Below are 16,461 nucleotides of genomic sequence, written 5' to 3'. Positions count from 1 at the left end.
TGTGAAAAGCGTGTTTCCAAACATACGCAAACGGGTCGCTATCAGCAGTTTCAAACAAGATCAGGGAAGCCCGATTGAAACAATATTCCCTTGGAATGAAAGGGGCTGTGCAGGGGGCAAAGACTACACTATCTGGCGAAATTCTCATGGATCTGACGCGGCTATTTTTAAAGCTTTAGCTGCCGAGCGACTGGATTTCCGGATATGACTTCACCTTATGGCCCAGGGCTGCGTCACTCCCACGCAGAAGATGTTTACGCGTTTCTGATTGGTTGTTCTCTGATTGTGATGGGGCTGATGTGTCTGCATAAGGCCGGGCTTGTGACAGGTGGTGTAGCAGGTATTGCCTTGCTGTTGTCCTACATCGTGCCGATGACGCCTGGAAATCTGTTCACGGTCATCAACATACCGTTTCTTCTTTTTGCTGTTCGTGCCATGGGCGTCCGTTTCGCGCTTAAAACCACGATCGCCAGTTTTGGTATTACTGCCCTCGCGAGTGTTATTCCGAGCGTTATGGAACTTGCGTATGTCCAGCCTCTGTTCGCAGCGATATTCGGCGGAACAGTGATTGGGATGGGTATTCTCTCGTTGGCTCGTCATCAGGCGGGTGTAGGCGGGACAGGCGTTATCACGCTCTGGCTTCAGAAAAGCCGTGGCCTGAACGCCGGCCGCGTTCAGATCATGATTGATGCAGCCATTCTGACGCTGTCTGCTTTCTTCTTGCCGTGGGAAAAGGCCGTTCTGTCAGCCATAAGCGCTTTTGCCATGAGTAGTGTGCTCATGGTGTTCCATCGTCCTGGACGATACATCGGGCATTAAAGAAAGCCGCTTTCTGGCGGTTTCCCGCAGCACATCCCAGTTAAGAGAACGGCGCTCTGGAATGCAGACCATGACGAACTGTGTTTCTGAAGAGACAGTGCGCCTCAAAAGATCGCCACATCAGGCAGTTTGAGTAAACTCAAATTGTGGCACTGAGTGCCAAAATGTAGAAGGTGCGGAGAATTTAGAACAACGAACAGGATTCAGGCATGAAACTCTCGCGGCTGGCTTTGTACCTTCTGGCTGGATCTGTCATCGGCAATGTTCCCTCTTATGCGGCAGAAACCAAAGAAAAAGCTACTCCGGAAGCAGCCGCGAAGAAGTCTGTAAGCGCGTCTGAGCCTGAGAATATCACTGTTCATCGTCGTAACGGAAGTGGCACGGCAGCAGAATATCGCACGAAGGAAGCCTCTCTTGGCCCCCTTGGCACGCGATCCATTCTGGATACGCCGATGTCTGTCATGGTGGTGCCCCATGATGTTCTGGTCAACCAGCAGACCAGAAACATCAATGATCTGATTGCATTCGTGCCATCTGCCCAGCTTGAAATGCGTGGTGATCCGAATACCAGTCGGCCTCAGTCCCGTGGGTTTGAGGGCGACGTTATTGCTAACACGCGTATGGATGGCCTCAACATGGTCATCACCACACCTTATGCTGCGGAGCAGTTTGATAGTGTTCAGGTTCTGAATGGGTTGGCTGGTGCGGTGTATGGTCCGCAAAATCCGGCGGGCACATTTGATTTCACATTGAAGCGCCCGACGGACCGACAGACAGAGCGTTTTGTTGTGGGTGTTGATTCCATTGGCGCGCCCATGGAAAGCCTCGATGTCTCAGGTCGGGTCGGCCACAACAAGTGGTTCGGCTACCGCCTGAACCTGTTGAACCAGAACGGAGAGGGTTACGTCGCAGACTCCCACCTGCGGCGTAACCTGGTGAGTGGTGATTTCGACATTCACCTTTCACCGAAGACAGTCATTCAGATTGATGCCAGTCAGTACACATATGCCCAGCGCGGCTATCCGGGTGGCTTTTCGTACGCAACGACTATTCAGCTACCGGATGCTCCTGATCTTAGCCAGAAGGGATATGGTCAGAAGCAAGCCGGTTACAACATGGAAACCGATACTGCCCTGATGAAGATCATTCATCACTTCAATGATGACTGGAGCCTGAAGCTTGGTGGGATGTGGCAGAATGCTGCCAGAAATGTTTTCAGTACGGGTAATCAGCTGCTGAACTCTGCGGGACTTTACCGTCAGACAATTTCAGCTGCGACTACGGCGAATGATTTCGTGGCAGGCAGCAATACGGCTTATTTGAATGGGTCGTTCCATACGGGCCCACTGAAGCACCAGATCGAGATTGGAACCAACGGCTACGTCATGGGGAACTACAACCCGACGTCATCGACCGGCACTTTGACTCTGGGACAGGCGACAATTGGTAACCCACAGAGATTTCCGAGTGCACAGCCTTATTATTCCGGACGTTATAAATCTGCCGATACCATGACGCAGTCCTTGCTGGCCGGGGATACGATTTCTCTGGGCAAGCACTGGTCCATTATGGGGACGCTCGCCTGGAGTTGGCTGAGCACCAATAACTATGCGACGAGTGGCACGAAAACTTCGTCCTACAGCCGTGCCGCTGCCTTTAGTCCGATGACAAGTCTGCTTTATAAGCCGGCAGCCAATCAGACGGCTTATTTCACCTGGGGGCGGTCCTTGCAGGCTGGTACTTCGGCACCGGCAGGCGCTGTGAATGAAAACGAAGTGACAGCTCCTCTGCGTTCAGAAGAGTATGAGGTTGGTTACAAGATTTTGGTGGCCAAGAGACTGCAGCTGAATATTGCTGGCTTTGGAATGTCTCGCCCGTTCGCTTATACAGACCCTGTTACGTATGTTTATTCCAATTACGGTGTGCAGCGGAATTACGGCGTTGAATTCCAGGCCTCAGGAAATCTGACGCAGGATCTGAGTATCCTGGGCGGTATGACCTGGCTGGATGCTCAACTCTTGAACACGGGTGTGGCCAAGACGTCCTACAAGCAGGTTGTTGGCGTGCCGCCTCTGATGGCGAACATGTTGATTGATTATCGACTGCCGTTTCTTAAAGGCGGCGCTGTCAATGCGAACGTGCATTACATGGGGCGCCGGGCGGCCAATGTATATAACACCACGTTTGCTCCGTCTTATGTGACGCTGGATCTGGGCGCGCGCTATGCAACGCACGTTTATCACCAGCCTCTTGTGTTCCGCTTTGGCGTCGATAACGTCACGAACCAGAGCTACTGGGCTTCTGTTTACCCGTCGAGCATCAACGGTGGTGGAAGCGCTACAAACTCTGCGGTTGCTGGCCTGCCACGGACGTATCACTTCACGATTGAACTGGATCTCTGAGGCAATAAAGCCCTTTCAGCCGAGGCTGAGAGGGCTGTCTTCCATCCAGAGAAGAGGATGGAACGTGAAGGCACGGCGCAGGATATGTTCCAGATCTGTACGGCCTTCCGTCTTCATCCATTCGTCTACAGCTGTGCGATAAGTTGCAATCGCGGTCCGCGCGATCAGGCGGGCTGCTAGTGATGGCATATCTGTGGGGGGGAGGCGGTCCATGAGGGCTTTGGCAAGCGCCTCTTCCCATTCCTCATATTTCTGCAGACTGACACTCCGAAGTGCGGGTTCGTGTTCAAGGAGTTGTACGAGCGCGTAGGCGTATTCCCGGTTGGCGGTGATCCGTCGAACAACCGGAAGAAGGGCCAGAAGGACCATATCCTGCAACGAAGCATCCGGACTGGCAGACGCAATCGCATCATTAAATGCCTGTGTCATGTCGCTGGTCCAGGCCAGGATGATGTCCCCTTTGCCAGAAAAGTATCGGAACAGTGTCCTACGGGAGACATTGGCAGCTTCGGCGATTTGCTCGACAGACGTTTCTTCATATCCCTGAGTAGAAAACAGCCGTAGTGCCTCCCACGCTAGGGCCGTCGCGGTGCGATCCTTTTTGCTTTGCCGCCTGCCGAGATCTTTTTTCTTGTCCTGTTCGCCATCCATCATGGTCCGACGGTCTTCCAGTAAGCGGGGAATATCATCTTGGGGTCGTCCAGAAGGTCATCATGATGGCGTGTGTGTGGGAGCGGAGCTGCCCGGTGTATGGTTTGTCGCGTCTGTATAACGCCTGGCGGCGGCAAGGGCAGTGTGAAGTTCTTCAAAAATATTTTCTGGACCGATTGCGGCTATCAAATGATGCCGGTTCATATCTGCCCTGAGATCCTGGCTTACGCGTCCAAAAATCATTGTCACCTGCCTGTGTTTGAGTGTTGCGAGTAACAGGCGCAGGTCGTTGGCTGCTGAATAATCAATATCCGTGATCGGGCTGCATTCAATGAGAATGCAGCGAACGGGGTGCGGGGCATCGCTAAGCAACGTCAGGATGTCTCGGTTGAAGCGAGTAGAGTTGGCGTAGAACAGGTCAGCACAAAAGCGGAAGATAATGAGTCCGGGCTCGCTCTCCAGGCCCCCACGGGCTGGAACGGCTTCTAGCGGGCCTTGAGGAGTAAAGGGCTGAAGAACGGCCGTGTGAGGATCGTAACTGTGGCGCACATGACGAAAGAGCGACAGAGCGATGGCGGTGAGTACGCCCTGTTCTACTCCGGCGCCAACAACGACTGCCGCCGTCACAAGTGCAAGCCAGAACTCTCCCGGGCTTTCCTGACGAATTGAGAGCAGTGCGCGGATTTCGATCATTCCCAGCGCGACAGTGAAGACAATCGCGGCGAGTACGCATTGTGGAAGGTATTGCAAAGGCGTGGTGAGGAAGAGGAGCACGATCAGGGTGGAAAGAGAAAAGACAACTTGTGCGACCTGACTCCGGGCACCTGCTCGTACCGCCATAGCTGTCTGGGTTGGGCTGCCGTTAACCGTGAAGGTACCACTGACTGCCGCAAGTATGTTGGCAGCTGCCAACCCCATCAGATCCCTGTTCTCATTCAGTTCTTCGTCGAACTGTGTTGCGTACACGCGGGATGTCGCAGCGCTTTGGGTGATGATGACGAAGACGCATGAGGCTGCCACTGGAAAAAGCGCAAGCAGTTCATTCCAGCTGATAATGGGTATTTGGAAGCTCGGCAGTCCGCTTTGGATAGGGCCAAGCGTCGGGAGATTCCGCGTCAGGAATGGGACTGTTCTGTCTGCCAGAATAGCGCCAACGACAGCAAGTAATGCGGCAGGGCATCGTGGGCAAAACCGGTTTAGAAGGAGCAGGCCGCCTACGATGGCACCGGCGGTAAGGGTGGATGTCAGGTTGAGATGAGCGGCCTGAGTGAGAGTTTCAACCACCTGCATCGCGGGGTTATGCGATGTCGTATGGATGCCGAGCATGTCGTGAAACATGGAAATGGCGATCTGGACGCCGACCCCTGTCATGAAGCCAACAAGGACTGTTCGAGAAAGAAAGTCTGCCAAGAAACCGAGGCGAAATAATCTGGCGGCCAGAAGCAGCATCCCGGCAAGGAGCGCGGTAGCGCTGACCAAAGCCATGTAGTGCGCGCTTCCTGGTGCAGCCATGGCTGTAATGGCGCCAGAGAGAATGGCTGCAGTGGCGGAATCTGCCGCGACAAGAAGATGCCTGGAACAGCCGAAGGCGGCAAAGCCCACCAGAGGCAGAAGAACTGTATAAAGCCCGGTGACGGATGGCATGGCCGCAATGCGGGCATAACCAAGGACCTGCGGGATGTTTGTAAAAGCGAGCGAAAGCCCTGCCAGAACATCCGTTCGCCATGATGGGGGAAGCTTTCGGCGCCAGGGAAGCTCCATCACATTAACCTCGCAGGACAACGACCAGCTTTTGTTGGAAAAGCTGGTCGTGCCGGTTGGTTAGCCCTGAACAATAGCGATCAGAACTTCCACAATTTCTGGATCAGCCAAAGTGGAGAGGTCTCCAAGGCCATCAGTCTCGCCGCAGGCAATTTTTCGCATCAGGCGTCTGACATTTTTGCCAGAGCGCGTCTTCGGAAGATCAGGGACGATATATACTTTTTCCGGCACCGCATAACGCCCGACTTTCGCAGCTATGGCGCGAACGGCAAGCATTTCCAAATCGGGATGGGACGGATCACGGGCTACAGCATACACGACGATGCCCTGACCTTTCAGGTCATGCGGAATACCAATCGCGGCACTTTCAACAATCGCATGTTCTGCAGCCAGTGCATCTTCAATCTCGGCAGAGCCGATGCGATGCCCAGAAACATTGATGACGTCATCAACCCGGCCGGTGATCCAGTAATAGCCGTCTTCGTCGCGTCGTGCGCCATCGCCCGTAAAGTAATGGCCGGGGTAAGGGCGGAGATACGTTGTTTCAAAGAGCGCGTCGTCATTCCAGATCGTCAGTGCGCGACCTGGCCATGATCCATCAATGCAGAGCACACCTTCTGTTGCGCCCTCCAGCGGATGTCCCTTGTCGTCAACTAGGATGGGATTTACGCCCGGAAGTGGGAGTGTTGCAGACGCTGGCTTTTCTTTGACAGCGCCTGGAACGGGCGAAATCAGGATGCCACCGCTTTCAGTCTGCCACCAAGTATCTACGAAGGCACAACGCCCACCACCGATGACATCATCGAACCAGGACCATGCTTCCTGACTGATCGGCTCACCGACAGTTCCCAGAACGCGCAAAGAGGTCAGGTCGTATTCGCGGGGAACATCGTTTCCTTCGCGCATCAGGGCCCGAATGGCAGTGGGAGATGTATAGAATGTGGTGACCTTATGGGCCTGAACAACTTCCCACCAGCGACCGGGCTTCGGATGAGACGGCATTCCTTCGAACAGGAGAACGGTGCCGCCGTTCGAGAGCGGGCCATAAACTACGTAGGTATGACCGGTAATCCAGCCGATATCGGCCGTGCACCAGAACACATCACCTGCCTGATGATCAAAGACGAGTTCGTGTGTGTAGGAGGCCCAGGTCAGGTACCCGCCTGTTCCATGGACAATGCCTTTTGGTTTGCCTGTGCTTCCGGACGTGTAGAGTAGAAACAGCGGGTCCGTAGAGGCCATCGTTTCAATTGGGCATGACGCCGAAGCCGATGCCAGCAGTGGATTGAGCATGTCATCACGGCCTACCTGCATTGGAACGGGCTCGTCTGTGACACTAACAACCAGAACATGCTTCACCGACAAGCTGTCAGGACGCAGGCTCAGAGCAGAGTCCATTGTCGTCTTGAAAGGGATGCGTTTCGCGCCACGCCGCCCGACATTGGCCGTTATCACCAAACTGGCGCCACTGTCGGCCAACCGGTCTGCAATAGCCTCAGGCGAGAAGCCGCCGAACAGCACGACATGGATTGCGCCCAGCCGTGCACAGGCTAGCATGCTCACCACGCCTTCGATCACTGTTGGCAGGTGAACTGCAACGCGATCACCGCGACGAATACCGTGATCGCGCAGAACATTCGCCAGACGGCATACGCGTTCATGCAAGTCACGATATGTAAGGCGGATGACGTGTTCCGCTTCTTCTGCCTGCCAGATCAGAGCCGTCTGATCTGCACGGGTCTTGAGGTGCCGATCCAGGCAATTGAAACTGGCGTTCAGCGTTCCATCTGAAAACCATCCCGTCCCAGTGTCCTGCGCGCTTGATGGTGCTTGAATCCAGTCCAGCCTTTTTCCCTGATCTTGCCAGTATGCTTCTGGATTTGCTTGGGCGGCATCCGTTAGCGCGCGATAATCTTCAGGGGAGAGGCGAAACGCGCCAGCGCGATAAGGGGTGGACATAAACGGAATGTGCTCACTGACCAGAAGCTGAAAAAATTAGGGTGAAAACCTGTATCTTAAACAGAACCACAAATCCAAAAGCAAAAAAGCCTATTAGCTTACAATGCTGTAATTTCTGGGGTTGAGGCTGCAAAGACGCGTTTTATAGAGCTTCTGTTTTTGGATGCTGCTGCATCAGATATGTAACGGCATCCTTCCAGTTGGCGGCCCGCGGAGACCATTCCACATTCAGGTTGTGCGGAGCAGAGAACAGAATGCCCTGTCCCTGAAAATACTGAAAATGTCGTACGTTGTCATCAATAAGGAAATCGGCAGCAAGAATACTTTTATAACCGCAGAATACGATGTTCAGAGCGGGAATGAAGGGAAAGTGTTTCTGAAGCCATTGAAATTTTGGGGCGCAAGACGCCGGGTATTCCATCGCGGCTGTCGTAATAAAAATGTCGAAATGCTGGCTTAGAAATTTTAGCGCATCCCTAGCGCCGGGCATGACCTCAAGGTCAGCAAAGAAGTGTCCCTCGTGCAGAAGTGCCTGCATTCCCGCAGCATGTTCCGGAGTTGCCAAATCCCCTAAATGGTGCCCTTTCAACTCGTCTTCTGTCCAGTGATATCCGTGCGTGTCTTTGTACCACAGGCGCTGGGCGGTGAAGGCGTCGGCAATCACTTCATCCATATCGATAGCGAGACGGGGGCGAGATTTTTTCACGAGACAGGGACTCCTGACAGAGTTCGAAGACACAACTCTCTTCTGTTCAGGAGGGAAGGGCAAGCCGCAGGGCGCATGGGTTCATGAAATGACGGATGTCTGCGCCCCGCTGTGTAATAAGCTTAAAGAGGGATTAGCTGATGCTGCGACCTTCGTTCAGACCGTAGAAGATGAAGTGCATCAGAAGATCATCTTCATATTCCGTTAAATCCGGGTTGGCTGCACGATACTTTTCCGGGTCAAAAAAGCGATTGGGTTTTCTGCCTTCCCGATATCCGGCTTCGCGATAATGCGTTGCCGGATCCAGGCCAGATGCTGCCACATCCGGGTATTCGCGCATGTACCATGCCTTGTCGAAAGCACAGACAAGGTCAGGAAGAAATGGGCCGCTTGCAGGCTCTTCCGTGATTTCAACTGGCTCTACCACGACAGGAGACTCTTCGATAATAGCCTTCAGAACGACAGGGGTGGCTTTTTTGCTACGAGAGGCGGACGCTACCTTTTTCGTGGCAGTTCGAGAAGATGTCTGTCGATTGGCAGAGGACATAATTAGACTTACCCTGTCAGTTAAAATGTTTTTGGTTCTGCTGTGGAAACGCCGGTAAAAGGCCCCCTTGTTTCCCCAAGGCCTGCGAAACCCTATCCTAGTAATGAAACCATTAATATCGAAAATTCACGACTTTTTAGTAAAAAACAACGTCGAAGCTGTCGGGGCAAAAATGCGAAAAAAAAGCCCGTGGAAACAAGATGTTCCTTTGCTGCTGACGCCTCTTGGCCCCCAATGCTAAAGAAATATTCCTCGAATTCTCTGAGATCAAACTGATGTCGAACTCAAAGCCTCTGATTCTGTCCTTCGGAAGCATCAATATTGATGTAACTGCTCGGGCTGTGCGCCTGCCTCTCCCCGGGGAGACCGTGCATGGTGAAAGCTATGCCGTCATGCTCGGTGGTAAAGGCAGCAATCAGGCTGCCGCGGCTGGGCGTCTGGCGTCCGGTTCCGAGGTTCAGGTCGCGTTGGCAGGGCGTATAGGGCAGGACGGTTTTGGTGCGCAGGCGCGCCAGGAGCTGGAGCGTTTTGGGGTGGATCTCTCTCCGCTGCGAGAAGACGCCTCTCGTGCCACGGGAATTGCGCTGATCGGGATAGATGGGAGCGGAGAAAACTGCATCACCGTTGTTGGTGGTGCGAACATGGCCGTAGATGAAACCGATGTTGACGCAGCCTCGGACTGGATTGAGCGCGCGGCAGTACTTTTATTGCAACTTGAAGTGCCTCAGCAGGCAGTTCTGGCAGCCGCCCATAAAGCGCGGATCAAGGGCGCTATAGTTGTGCTCGATCCGGCACCTGCGCCGGAAAACGGCCTTCTGGACGCGCTCTGGCAGGGAATCGACATTATAACCCCGAACGAAAGTGAAACGTTTCAGCTCACAGGTATTCGACCAGAAACTGTAGAAGAGGCGGCAAGGGCTGCGGACTTGCTTCTGGCAAAGGGCGTGAAATCGGTCCTTGTAAAAATGGGAAGCCGGGGTGTTTTCTGGCATGATGGAACACGCAGCGGTCACAGTGCACCGTTTCACATAGAGCCCATTGATACTGTGGCGGCCGGGGATTGTTTCAATGCCGGGCTGGCATTCGCTTTGGCGCAGGGAAAGCCACTCTCCGAGGCTGTCCGGGTTGCGTCAGCGTGCGGGGCGCTCGCAACGACACGTCATGGCGCTGCTGATGCTGCTCCCGCATGGGATGCTGTGGCTGCGTTGATGAATGCGCAGCCAGAAGCCTAGATACATCAAAGAGGAGGCCTTTTTTAAGGCCTCTATAAATTTGAAAATCCCTCACATTGCGGGGGACGAATTTCCAATTTTAGCGGCAAGCTGATCGACGAGCGCGCGTGTCACGGCGGTGATCCCGTCATCCGTGGCTGTTGATCCCTGAGCACTGAAGCTGGCGCGCTGGTGTACAACCGGGTGATGCTCGTCAGCAGGGACAAAGGACCAGTCTGCTTCTAGCGTACCTTGACCAGACTTCGTGATATCCAGCCGGTTGATAGTGATCACCAGCCGGGTTTGTGGAGAGCCTACTGTCGGATGTGTCGTGACGAACACAGAAGGCCAGCTGCGAGAGAGCTGTGCTGTCACGAGATCTGTAATGCCTCTGGACAGACGACTTGCCCATCGGCCATTTGCGCTGCGATCTAGAAGATCGCCATTTCTGACAAGGATATCCTGACTATCGAGGTAGTCAGGAACAATGACAGGATCGACAGCTAATACGGTTGTTGATGCGGTGCTGGCCGTCAGATCATTTCCGATGGCAGGCGCGCCGAGCGTATAAAACCGCACGGGTGGAGAGGAGCAGCCGCTGAGAAGTAGGCCGGCAAGAGTGAGCGAGGCGAGGTGCAGTCTCATCAGTGGCGTCCCGTCAGAAGAAGTTGCGGATTACGTTCAACATCGTTTGCAAAGCCGCGTAGGGCAGAGGCTGCTGCTGCGATATCGCGCAGGCTGGCTTCGAGGTTAGCCCTGTCCGCTGAGCGCGGAGATGTAATGCTCTGAATGTTGTTCAGACTTTCACCAGCCTTCTGGATCGTCTGATTGCTGCTTAACAGCAGGGCTTGGAGCTCTTTGCCACGTGCAGTCAACTGATCGGATCCGGCATCAGCCAGTCGGTTCAGGCTGTTGAGGGTATGTTCAAGCTCCGGTTGAAGGTGCGTAACAAGGTCTCTGCTCGCATCGATCATGTCGCGACTATGATCGGATGTCGCACGAATGCTTTCGATCAGGGTCGGCATATCCCTGTCCAGCTTGTCAGAAAGCTCCCTTACAGCGGCAAGGGTCGCGTTGGCGTTGTCGCCAAGTTCCTTGAACGGCAGGTTCTGCAGAGTTTGGGTCATCGCCTGGATGGAAGACTGCTTTGTTGGAATTTCCGTGAGGGTAGCGATGTCAGGATGCATGACCGCTGGTGTATCAGGCGCAAAATCGAGGTCGATCTCTGAAGAGCCCGTGACAAAACTTTTGAGATTCATTTCTCCACGGAGGCCTTGAGAGACGAGGTCCCGGATTGTCGGAAAATGGTGGGCACTACTGTTTGTCAGGGTAATATTGTCTGGCCGCATCGTGACATAAACTGGAATATAGGCATCTCGTGTCTGCGGGTTATATTCGATGACCACCTTATCGACGGCGCCAACCTGAACCCCGCGGAAGGTAACGGGTGCACCCACCGACAGGCCGGACGATGCGCCATGGAAAATAAGGACAGCTTTTTCCATGCGGGTGAAGGGATGGAAATTGCCGAACAGCACAAAAGCTGCCACGCCAAGACCGATCCCACCTACAACAAAGGCGCCTACGAGAGCCTGCTTGTTCATCAATTGCGTCCTTCTTCGTTGCGTTCCCGATGCATGAAAGCATGGACCTGAGGTTCGTCGCAGTGGTCGCGCAGGTCTCGCGGAGAGCCGTGTGCGATGGGGATTTTGCTTTTCGCGTCCAGAAATATTCCATCGTCGGCGATGTGAAAGAGACTGGAGAGTTCATGGCTGACGATAACGACCGTCGCGCCGAGACCATCTCGGAGATTGAGGATCAGGTCATCCAGGCGTGCCGACGTAATGGGGTCCAGACCCGCAGAGGGTTCGTCAAAAAACAGGATATCCGGATCCAGTGCGATGGCCCGCGCAAGACCAGCACGCTTGCGCATACCACCACTGATTTCTGACGGAGACATGTCGATGGCTGGCAGAAGACCTACAAACCCCAGTTTGAGTTCTACAAGCCGACGAATGACATCTGGTTTGAGGTCCGTGAACATCTGAAGGGGAAGAGCGACATTCTCCCCGAGAGTCATGGAACTCCATAAAGCGCCGCTCTGGAATAGAACGCCGAACCTGTGGTTGAGCTCTGTTCGTTCTGCTTCGCTGCCAGACCAGTAATCTTCGCCATCGACCTGATATTCGCCAGCCGTGGGGCGAAGCAGGCCGATCATACTCTTCAGAAGTGTACTCTTGCCGCAGCCAGAGCCGCCCATAACGGCAAAAATGCTGCCCTTCTTAACTTTTAAAGAGATGTTCTTCTGAATGACCTTCGGTCCAAATGCGAGAGTGACATCCTGCATTGAAAGAACGGTTTTTCTGGTATCGGTCATGCGTCAGATTCCCAGCACGTCGGCGATAACGGCGAAAATGGCGTCAATCGCAATGACCCCGACAATTCCCACAACAACAGCCCGGGTAGCTGCGATGCCAACATCAGCGGCTGATCGTCCGGCCTTCAGGCCAATTCGGCAACTGGTCAGCCCGATGAAGGCACCGAAGACAATGCTTTTAACAAATGCGAAAATAAACTGGCCGATACCGAAGGACGTGATTGTCTGATGGAAATAGCCAGCAGCCGTAATATCCAGCATGGAAATCGCGACCACGAACCCTCCCAGCATGCCGATCAGGCAGCCGTAGAGGTAGAGAAATGGCATCGTGATAACGAGCGATAGAACTGCCGGAAGTATCAGATACGTGGATGTTGGAATTCCGAAGACGTTGAGGGCATCAATTTCTTCATTGCCCTGCATGGTGGAAATGCGCGCTGCATATGCGCCACCGGTTCGTCCTGCCATGATGATGGCGGTCATGACGGCGGCCATTTCGCGAACCATGGCGATGCCAACAAGGCTTGCAACATAAATACCGGCAGCAAATTTCTGAAGCTCAACCGCACCAACGAACGCTAAAATGGCACCAATTAGAAAATTGACGATGCCTACAATCAGCAATGCCTGAGGGCCGGCATTTGCAGTGTCACTCAGAAGATCTGAAAGACGCATCCGGCTTCGCCCTGTAAGGGCCTGGAGCCCTCCGCGAAGGGTCATCCCACCTAAACTCGTAACGGTGCCGATTTCGGTGAGGCTACTGATCGTGTGGCCCCCAATCCGTTCGAGAACGGGCAGACGCTTGGCAGGCGCGGGGGGAGGGCCATCAGAGGCGTCGGGTAGGAGCTCGAGAAGCTGTCTTACAGGGGCCGGTAAGCTTTGAGCATCCAGAGTAATATGTCTGTCGTGCCCGCTGCGTTTAATGTCCCAAAGGAACGCGATCAGACCTGTGTCCCAGTCGGTGATGGGGGACATATCAAAGGTGAGGGTGCTTCCAGCAGGCGCCGCACGCAGGCCGTCTTTCGGAAACTGAGGAATGTTTCCTGTTCTTGCCAGCCACACACCCCGAAGTGTCAGAATAGGGCTGTTCCCTTCTGACGTAAGGCTCCACTGCGGAGATTGAGATGGGTCTAGCGGGGCAGGTGGCTTTTGCAATTGCGTCACGCCATTTCAGTCATTTTAGTCCTTATCCTCTCTACGAGGTCAGAAGCCATGAGGGAAGGGGTAGGCCGAACCGTTCGGTCATTTTAATCGGTTCAGTGTACCAAGAGAGTCACTTGTGAGTGTTTCGGAAGGGTGAGAAAAGCAATGAGACTTCATAACGTCCGAAATGGTTCTTTTATGCGCTCCTGGCTTCTTTCTGTCCCTCTGCTCTGTGCTGCTACGATAGGAACGACTTCTCAGGCGTTCGCCTGGGGACCATATGGCCATGCTATTGTCGCGGATATTGCTCAGGATCGCCTGACGCCAGCGGCTGCGAAAGCAACAACTGCACTTTTGGCAATGGAAGGTCATCAAACGCTGGATCAGGTCGCATCATGGCCAGATACGATCGGACATGTTCCTAAAAAGAAGGGCGGAGAGCCAGAGACTCTACTTTGGCATTACGTTGATACAGATGTTTCTCAGCCAGCATATGACCAGGCCCGCGACTGTACGGATGGAAACTGCGTTGTTGAGAAACTGCCCGAGCTGGAAAAAACCCTTGCTGATCACACCGCCTCTCCGGAGCGGCGGCTTTATGCTTTGAAGTGGGTTGTACACTTAGTTGGTGACTTGCATCAGCCGTTGCATGCTGCGGAGCGGAATAACGATAAAGGCGGGAATGCTATCCGCCTTTCATATTTTGGCGATACCGCAAACGGGCATATGAATCTCCATGCCCTATGGGATGAAGGCGTGCTGGACCGGCAGGCCAATTTGGTTGTTGGGCCTCATTATTCCATCGACTTCACTCGTGCTCGTGATGAAGCCACTCGACTGGGGGCCACTATCACACCTGATGAGACAGCATACTGGGTGGCTGATCTTTCTGGTGGTGATGTTCGCCATGCTGTTATTGATTGGGCTGACGAAAGCCATTCCCTGGCACGGTCTGTCGCTTATGGCGCACTTCCCCAGGTTAAAGGGGCAGATATTAAGGACGCCTATACAGCTCTTGCTTGGCCAATCATCGAGCTTCGGTTGCAGCAGGCAGGTGTCCGTCTTGCTGCGATCCTGAATACAGCAATGAATGAGCAGTAAGCTCTGAGACGCGTTTCTCTTATCTGAGTTCGTGTAAGCACGAATTCAGATAAGAGTGTTTTTCCTAGAGTATAAATTTACTGAAGCTGCGGAAGGCTCGCTAAAGCATCGGTCGCAATGACGCTTCGATTTCTTCCTTCAGCTTTAGCATAATAGAGGGCGCGATCGGCATCTTCGATGAGATGGGTATAGTCCGGATGTCCATCAAATGTGGCTACTCCGATCGAAACCGTCACAGAAAATGAAGAACCTGTTGGCTGAGTAAGAATATGCGTGACGTTTTCACGAATATGCTCCGCAACCTGGAACGCTCTCTTTATATCCGTCTCAACCAACGCGATCAGAAACTCTTCACCGCCGTACCGGAAGATAAAGTCGCTTGTCCGGCAGGATGAGATTAGCTTTTCAGCGACGCCTCTCAAGACGGCGTCCCCACCGGTGTGCCCGTAGCGATCATTGATCGATTTGAAATGATCAATGTCGATCATGAGAATGCTGAACGGAACTTCCCGACGAAGAGATTGAGCGACTTCCCTCGCCATGATCGTCGGTAGAAAACGACGATTGAGCGTTGAGGTTAAAGGATCGCGCCCGCTTTCAAGTGCCTCACTCTCTTTAAAGAGATCATCCATAAGGAAGCGGATTTCTTCTATCTGGGCCTGTAGCTCGTGAATGCGCGCTGTGTCAGGGGGAACCTGAGCCGATAGAGCTGGAATGAGAACACGATCGATACGGCGCATTGAGGTTCGAATATGCTCGATACCCATCGTATTCGGGAACAGCAGGCTCCCCTTGTGATTGAGCCAAAGCCCAAACCCTGAACTTTCCAGTGAGGGGAGGGGAGGGGGAGCGTTGCAGCAAATGGCGAGTAAAATCTTGTGCCCCCAGTCAAGGAGTGCTGCACGTTGAACTTCTCGTTCAAGAGTGACGTCCTGCCCGAGCGTAACAAGTCGATACGCTTCGTCTGTCTCAATTTCTTTCTGGAGATCCCTTACGAACTCTCGGCTCATCATTTCGATAGCCAGATCCATCATGTTTTCGATGTAGTCGATGGCGGTCGATAGATCGGCAGGCGTGAGGAAAATCTCGAAAAGTAGTTTTCTCAGTGTGTTTTTAAGAAGGCGTGCCCCATGCATGACGACGTGCATCGGGACGCGCATGCGGGCGTGGACCAATCCGATCCGGCGCTGCGTCGCTACAAGCTGTGCGAGGTCAGGCGCTGTAGATGAGAAGAGAGATTGCAGCCATCTCAGCAAAGCGGAATGAAGGTGGTCGTTAACAATTTGGTTGGAGAGAAACGGCGTGGCTTCCGGATGTGTCAGAAGTGTCGAATAGAAGACTTCCACACTCGCAGCAGCATGGTTCTCTACCATATCGGCAACCGCGGAGCGGATTGCGGGATCAATGGCATCGATAATGAGCTGCCACTCGACCTCATCTGGTGAGAGTTGTTTGCTGTTTGAGAGAAGTGCATCAACCGTCATTCGGGGACTCCAGAAACGAAAACGGCTCACAAAATGTGTGTGGCGTGCCGCACGCCATATGATGATTCACTATAAGCGTTAAATTCAGGTGAGTAATCTCACGGTTAGGCGTGATGGCCTATAACGTTGCCTGATAACTCTGAAATCGTAAGGCTATGCGGGCAGTTTTGAAAGCTGTGAGACGGGGATGGCAGCATGGCCCGAACCGTCAGAAAGGGTTTCAGCAAGTTTTTTGATTTTTATATGATTTTTTGATTGACGGTATGTGTAGGTGGCCGTATAAGCCCGTTCACCGACGCG

14 protein-coding genes are annotated in these 16,461 nt (G+C 53.5%); 4 read left to right on the top strand and 10 right to left on the bottom strand.

Annotation, left to right across the window (positions count from 1 at the left end):
• The first annotated feature begins 204 nt into the window (after positions 1-204).
• Positions 205-819: a YitT family protein gene (locus tag HK24_RS07245; RefSeq protein WP_086633915.1), complete on the top strand. Its 615-nt coding sequence runs from the start codon at positions 205-207 to the stop codon at positions 817-819.
• A gap of 209 nt (positions 820-1,028) precedes the next feature.
• Entirely contained in the window at positions 1,029-3,221 is a 2,193-nt protein-coding gene (locus HK24_RS07240; protein WP_198942083.1) for a TonB-dependent siderophore receptor, read from the top strand.
• A gap of 15 nt (positions 3,222-3,236) precedes the next feature.
• On the opposite strand, the gene HK24_RS07235 is transcribed toward HK24_RS07240, so the two are convergent.
• The 5 genes from HK24_RS07235 to HK24_RS07215 all read right to left on the bottom strand — a co-directional run bounded on the left by HK24_RS07235 (position 3,237) and on the right by HK24_RS07215 (position 8,845).
• Complete coding sequence (locus HK24_RS07235) at positions 3,237-3,875, bottom strand: TetR family transcriptional regulator (RefSeq protein ID WP_086633914.1); 639 nt, start codon at positions 3,873-3,875, stop codon at positions 3,237-3,239.
• A 57-nt stretch (positions 3,876-3,932) separates the two neighbouring features.
• Positions 3,933-5,633, bottom strand: coding sequence for a SulP family inorganic anion transporter (locus HK24_RS07230; protein ID WP_086633913.1), 1,701 nt, complete (start codon positions 5,631-5,633; stop codon positions 3,933-3,935).
• A gap of 60 nt (positions 5,634-5,693) precedes the next feature.
• Positions 5,694-7,592 (bottom strand): acetate--CoA ligase, encoded by a 1,899-nt coding sequence (gene acs / locus HK24_RS07225; protein ID WP_086633912.1) that lies wholly within the window; start codon positions 7,590-7,592, stop codon positions 5,694-5,696.
• A 142-nt stretch (positions 7,593-7,734) separates the two neighbouring features.
• Positions 7,735-8,298, bottom strand: coding sequence for a 5' nucleotidase, NT5C type (locus tag HK24_RS07220; protein ID WP_086633911.1), 564 nt, complete (start codon positions 8,296-8,298; stop codon positions 7,735-7,737).
• A 133-nt stretch (positions 8,299-8,431) separates the two neighbouring features.
• Entirely contained in the window at positions 8,432-8,845 is a 414-nt protein-coding gene (locus HK24_RS07215; RefSeq protein ID WP_086633910.1) for a hypothetical protein, read from the bottom strand.
• 275 nt (positions 8,846-9,120) lie between these two features.
• On the opposite strand from HK24_RS07215, the gene HK24_RS07210 reads away from it, so the two are divergent.
• Positions 9,121-10,077 carry a ribokinase gene (locus HK24_RS07210; RefSeq protein ID WP_086633945.1) on the top strand — a complete coding sequence of 319 codons (957 nt, stop codon included), beginning with the start codon at positions 9,121-9,123 and terminating at the stop codon, positions 10,075-10,077.
• A gap of 51 nt (positions 10,078-10,128) precedes the next feature.
• On the opposite strand, the gene HK24_RS07205 is transcribed toward HK24_RS07210, so the two are convergent.
• Genes HK24_RS07205 through HK24_RS07190 form a run of 4 tightly spaced genes read right to left on the bottom strand, consistent with a single transcriptional unit; the run spans position 10,129 to position 13,513 of the window.
• Positions 10,129-10,701 (bottom strand): membrane integrity-associated transporter subunit PqiC, encoded by a 573-nt coding sequence (locus HK24_RS07205; protein WP_086633909.1) that lies wholly within the window; start codon positions 10,699-10,701, stop codon positions 10,129-10,131.
• Positions 10,701-11,660, bottom strand: coding sequence for an MlaD family protein (locus HK24_RS07200; protein ID WP_086633908.1), 960 nt, complete (start codon positions 11,658-11,660; stop codon positions 10,701-10,703). The genes HK24_RS07205 and HK24_RS07200 overlap by 1 nt, the downstream gene beginning before the upstream one ends.
• On the bottom strand, positions 11,660-12,433 hold the full coding sequence (locus HK24_RS07195; protein WP_086633907.1) for an ABC transporter ATP-binding protein: 774 nt from the start codon (positions 12,431-12,433) through the stop codon (positions 11,660-11,662). The genes HK24_RS07200 and HK24_RS07195 overlap by 1 nt, the downstream gene beginning before the upstream one ends.
• A 3-nt stretch (positions 12,434-12,436) precedes the next feature.
• The gene (locus HK24_RS07190) at positions 12,437-13,513 is read right to left on the bottom strand and encodes an ABC transporter permease (RefSeq protein ID WP_369826519.1); all 1,077 of its coding nucleotides are present in this window, start codon (positions 13,511-13,513) and stop codon (positions 12,437-12,439) included.
• 261 nt (positions 13,514-13,774) lie between these two features.
• Here HK24_RS07190 and HK24_RS07185 point away from each other — a divergent pair, with 261 nt between their 5' ends.
• Positions 13,775-14,677, top strand: coding sequence for a S1/P1 nuclease (locus tag HK24_RS07185; protein ID WP_086633905.1), 903 nt, complete (start codon positions 13,775-13,777; stop codon positions 14,675-14,677).
• A gap of 77 nt (positions 14,678-14,754) precedes the next feature.
• On the opposite strand, the gene HK24_RS07180 is transcribed toward HK24_RS07185, so the two are convergent.
• A complete protein-coding gene (locus HK24_RS07180; RefSeq protein WP_086633904.1) occupies positions 14,755-16,161 on the bottom strand; it encodes a diguanylate cyclase in 1,407 nt (468 codons plus the stop codon).
• Positions 16,162-16,461 lie beyond the last annotated feature (300 nt).

It is taken from the genome of Gluconobacter sp. DsW_058, assembly GCF_002153615.1.
In the GTDB taxonomy this organism is placed as follows: Bacteria; Pseudomonadota; Alphaproteobacteria; order Acetobacterales; family Acetobacteraceae; genus Gluconobacter; species Gluconobacter cerinus.
Note: the sequence above shows the minus strand (reverse complement) of the source record. Positions and strands in the feature narration are given on the sequence as shown.

What these genes read in the sequence shown, in the direction of transcription:
- HK24_RS07235 (WP_086633914.1), bottom strand. Translation starts at nt 3,875, where the DNA reads ATGATGGATGGCGAACAGGACAAGAAAAAAGATCTCGGCAGGCGGCAA.
- HK24_RS07180 (WP_086633904.1), bottom strand. Translation starts at nt 16,161, where the DNA reads ATGACGGTTGATGCACTTCTCTCAAACAGCAAACAACTCTCACCAGAT.
- HK24_RS07215 (WP_086633910.1), bottom strand. Translation starts at nt 8,845, where the DNA reads ATGTCCTCTGCCAATCGACAGACATCTTCTCGAACTGCCACGAAAAAG.
- HK24_RS07185 (WP_086633905.1), top strand. Translation starts at nt 13,775, where the DNA reads ATGCGCTCCTGGCTTCTTTCTGTCCCTCTGCTCTGTGCTGCTACGATA.
- HK24_RS07230 (WP_086633913.1), bottom strand. Translation starts at nt 5,633, where the DNA reads ATGGAGCTTCCCTGGCGCCGAAAGCTTCCCCCATCATGGCGAACGGAT.
- acs (WP_086633912.1), bottom strand. Translation starts at nt 7,592, where the DNA reads ATGTCCACCCCTTATCGCGCTGGCGCGTTTCGCCTCTCCCCTGAAGAT.
- HK24_RS07210 (WP_086633945.1), top strand. Translation starts at nt 9,121, where the DNA reads ATGTCGAACTCAAAGCCTCTGATTCTGTCCTTCGGAAGCATCAATATT.
- HK24_RS07205 (WP_086633909.1), bottom strand. Translation starts at nt 10,701, where the DNA reads ATGAGACTGCACCTCGCCTCGCTCACTCTTGCCGGCCTACTTCTCAGC.
- HK24_RS07245 (WP_086633915.1), top strand. Translation starts at nt 205, where the DNA reads ATGACTTCACCTTATGGCCCAGGGCTGCGTCACTCCCACGCAGAAGAT.
- HK24_RS07240 (WP_198942083.1), top strand. Translation starts at nt 1,029, where the DNA reads ATGAAACTCTCGCGGCTGGCTTTGTACCTTCTGGCTGGATCTGTCATC.
- HK24_RS07195 (WP_086633907.1), bottom strand. Translation starts at nt 12,433, where the DNA reads ATGACCGATACCAGAAAAACCGTTCTTTCAATGCAGGATGTCACTCTC.
- HK24_RS07200 (WP_086633908.1), bottom strand. Translation starts at nt 11,660, where the DNA reads ATGAACAAGCAGGCTCTCGTAGGCGCCTTTGTTGTAGGTGGGATCGGT.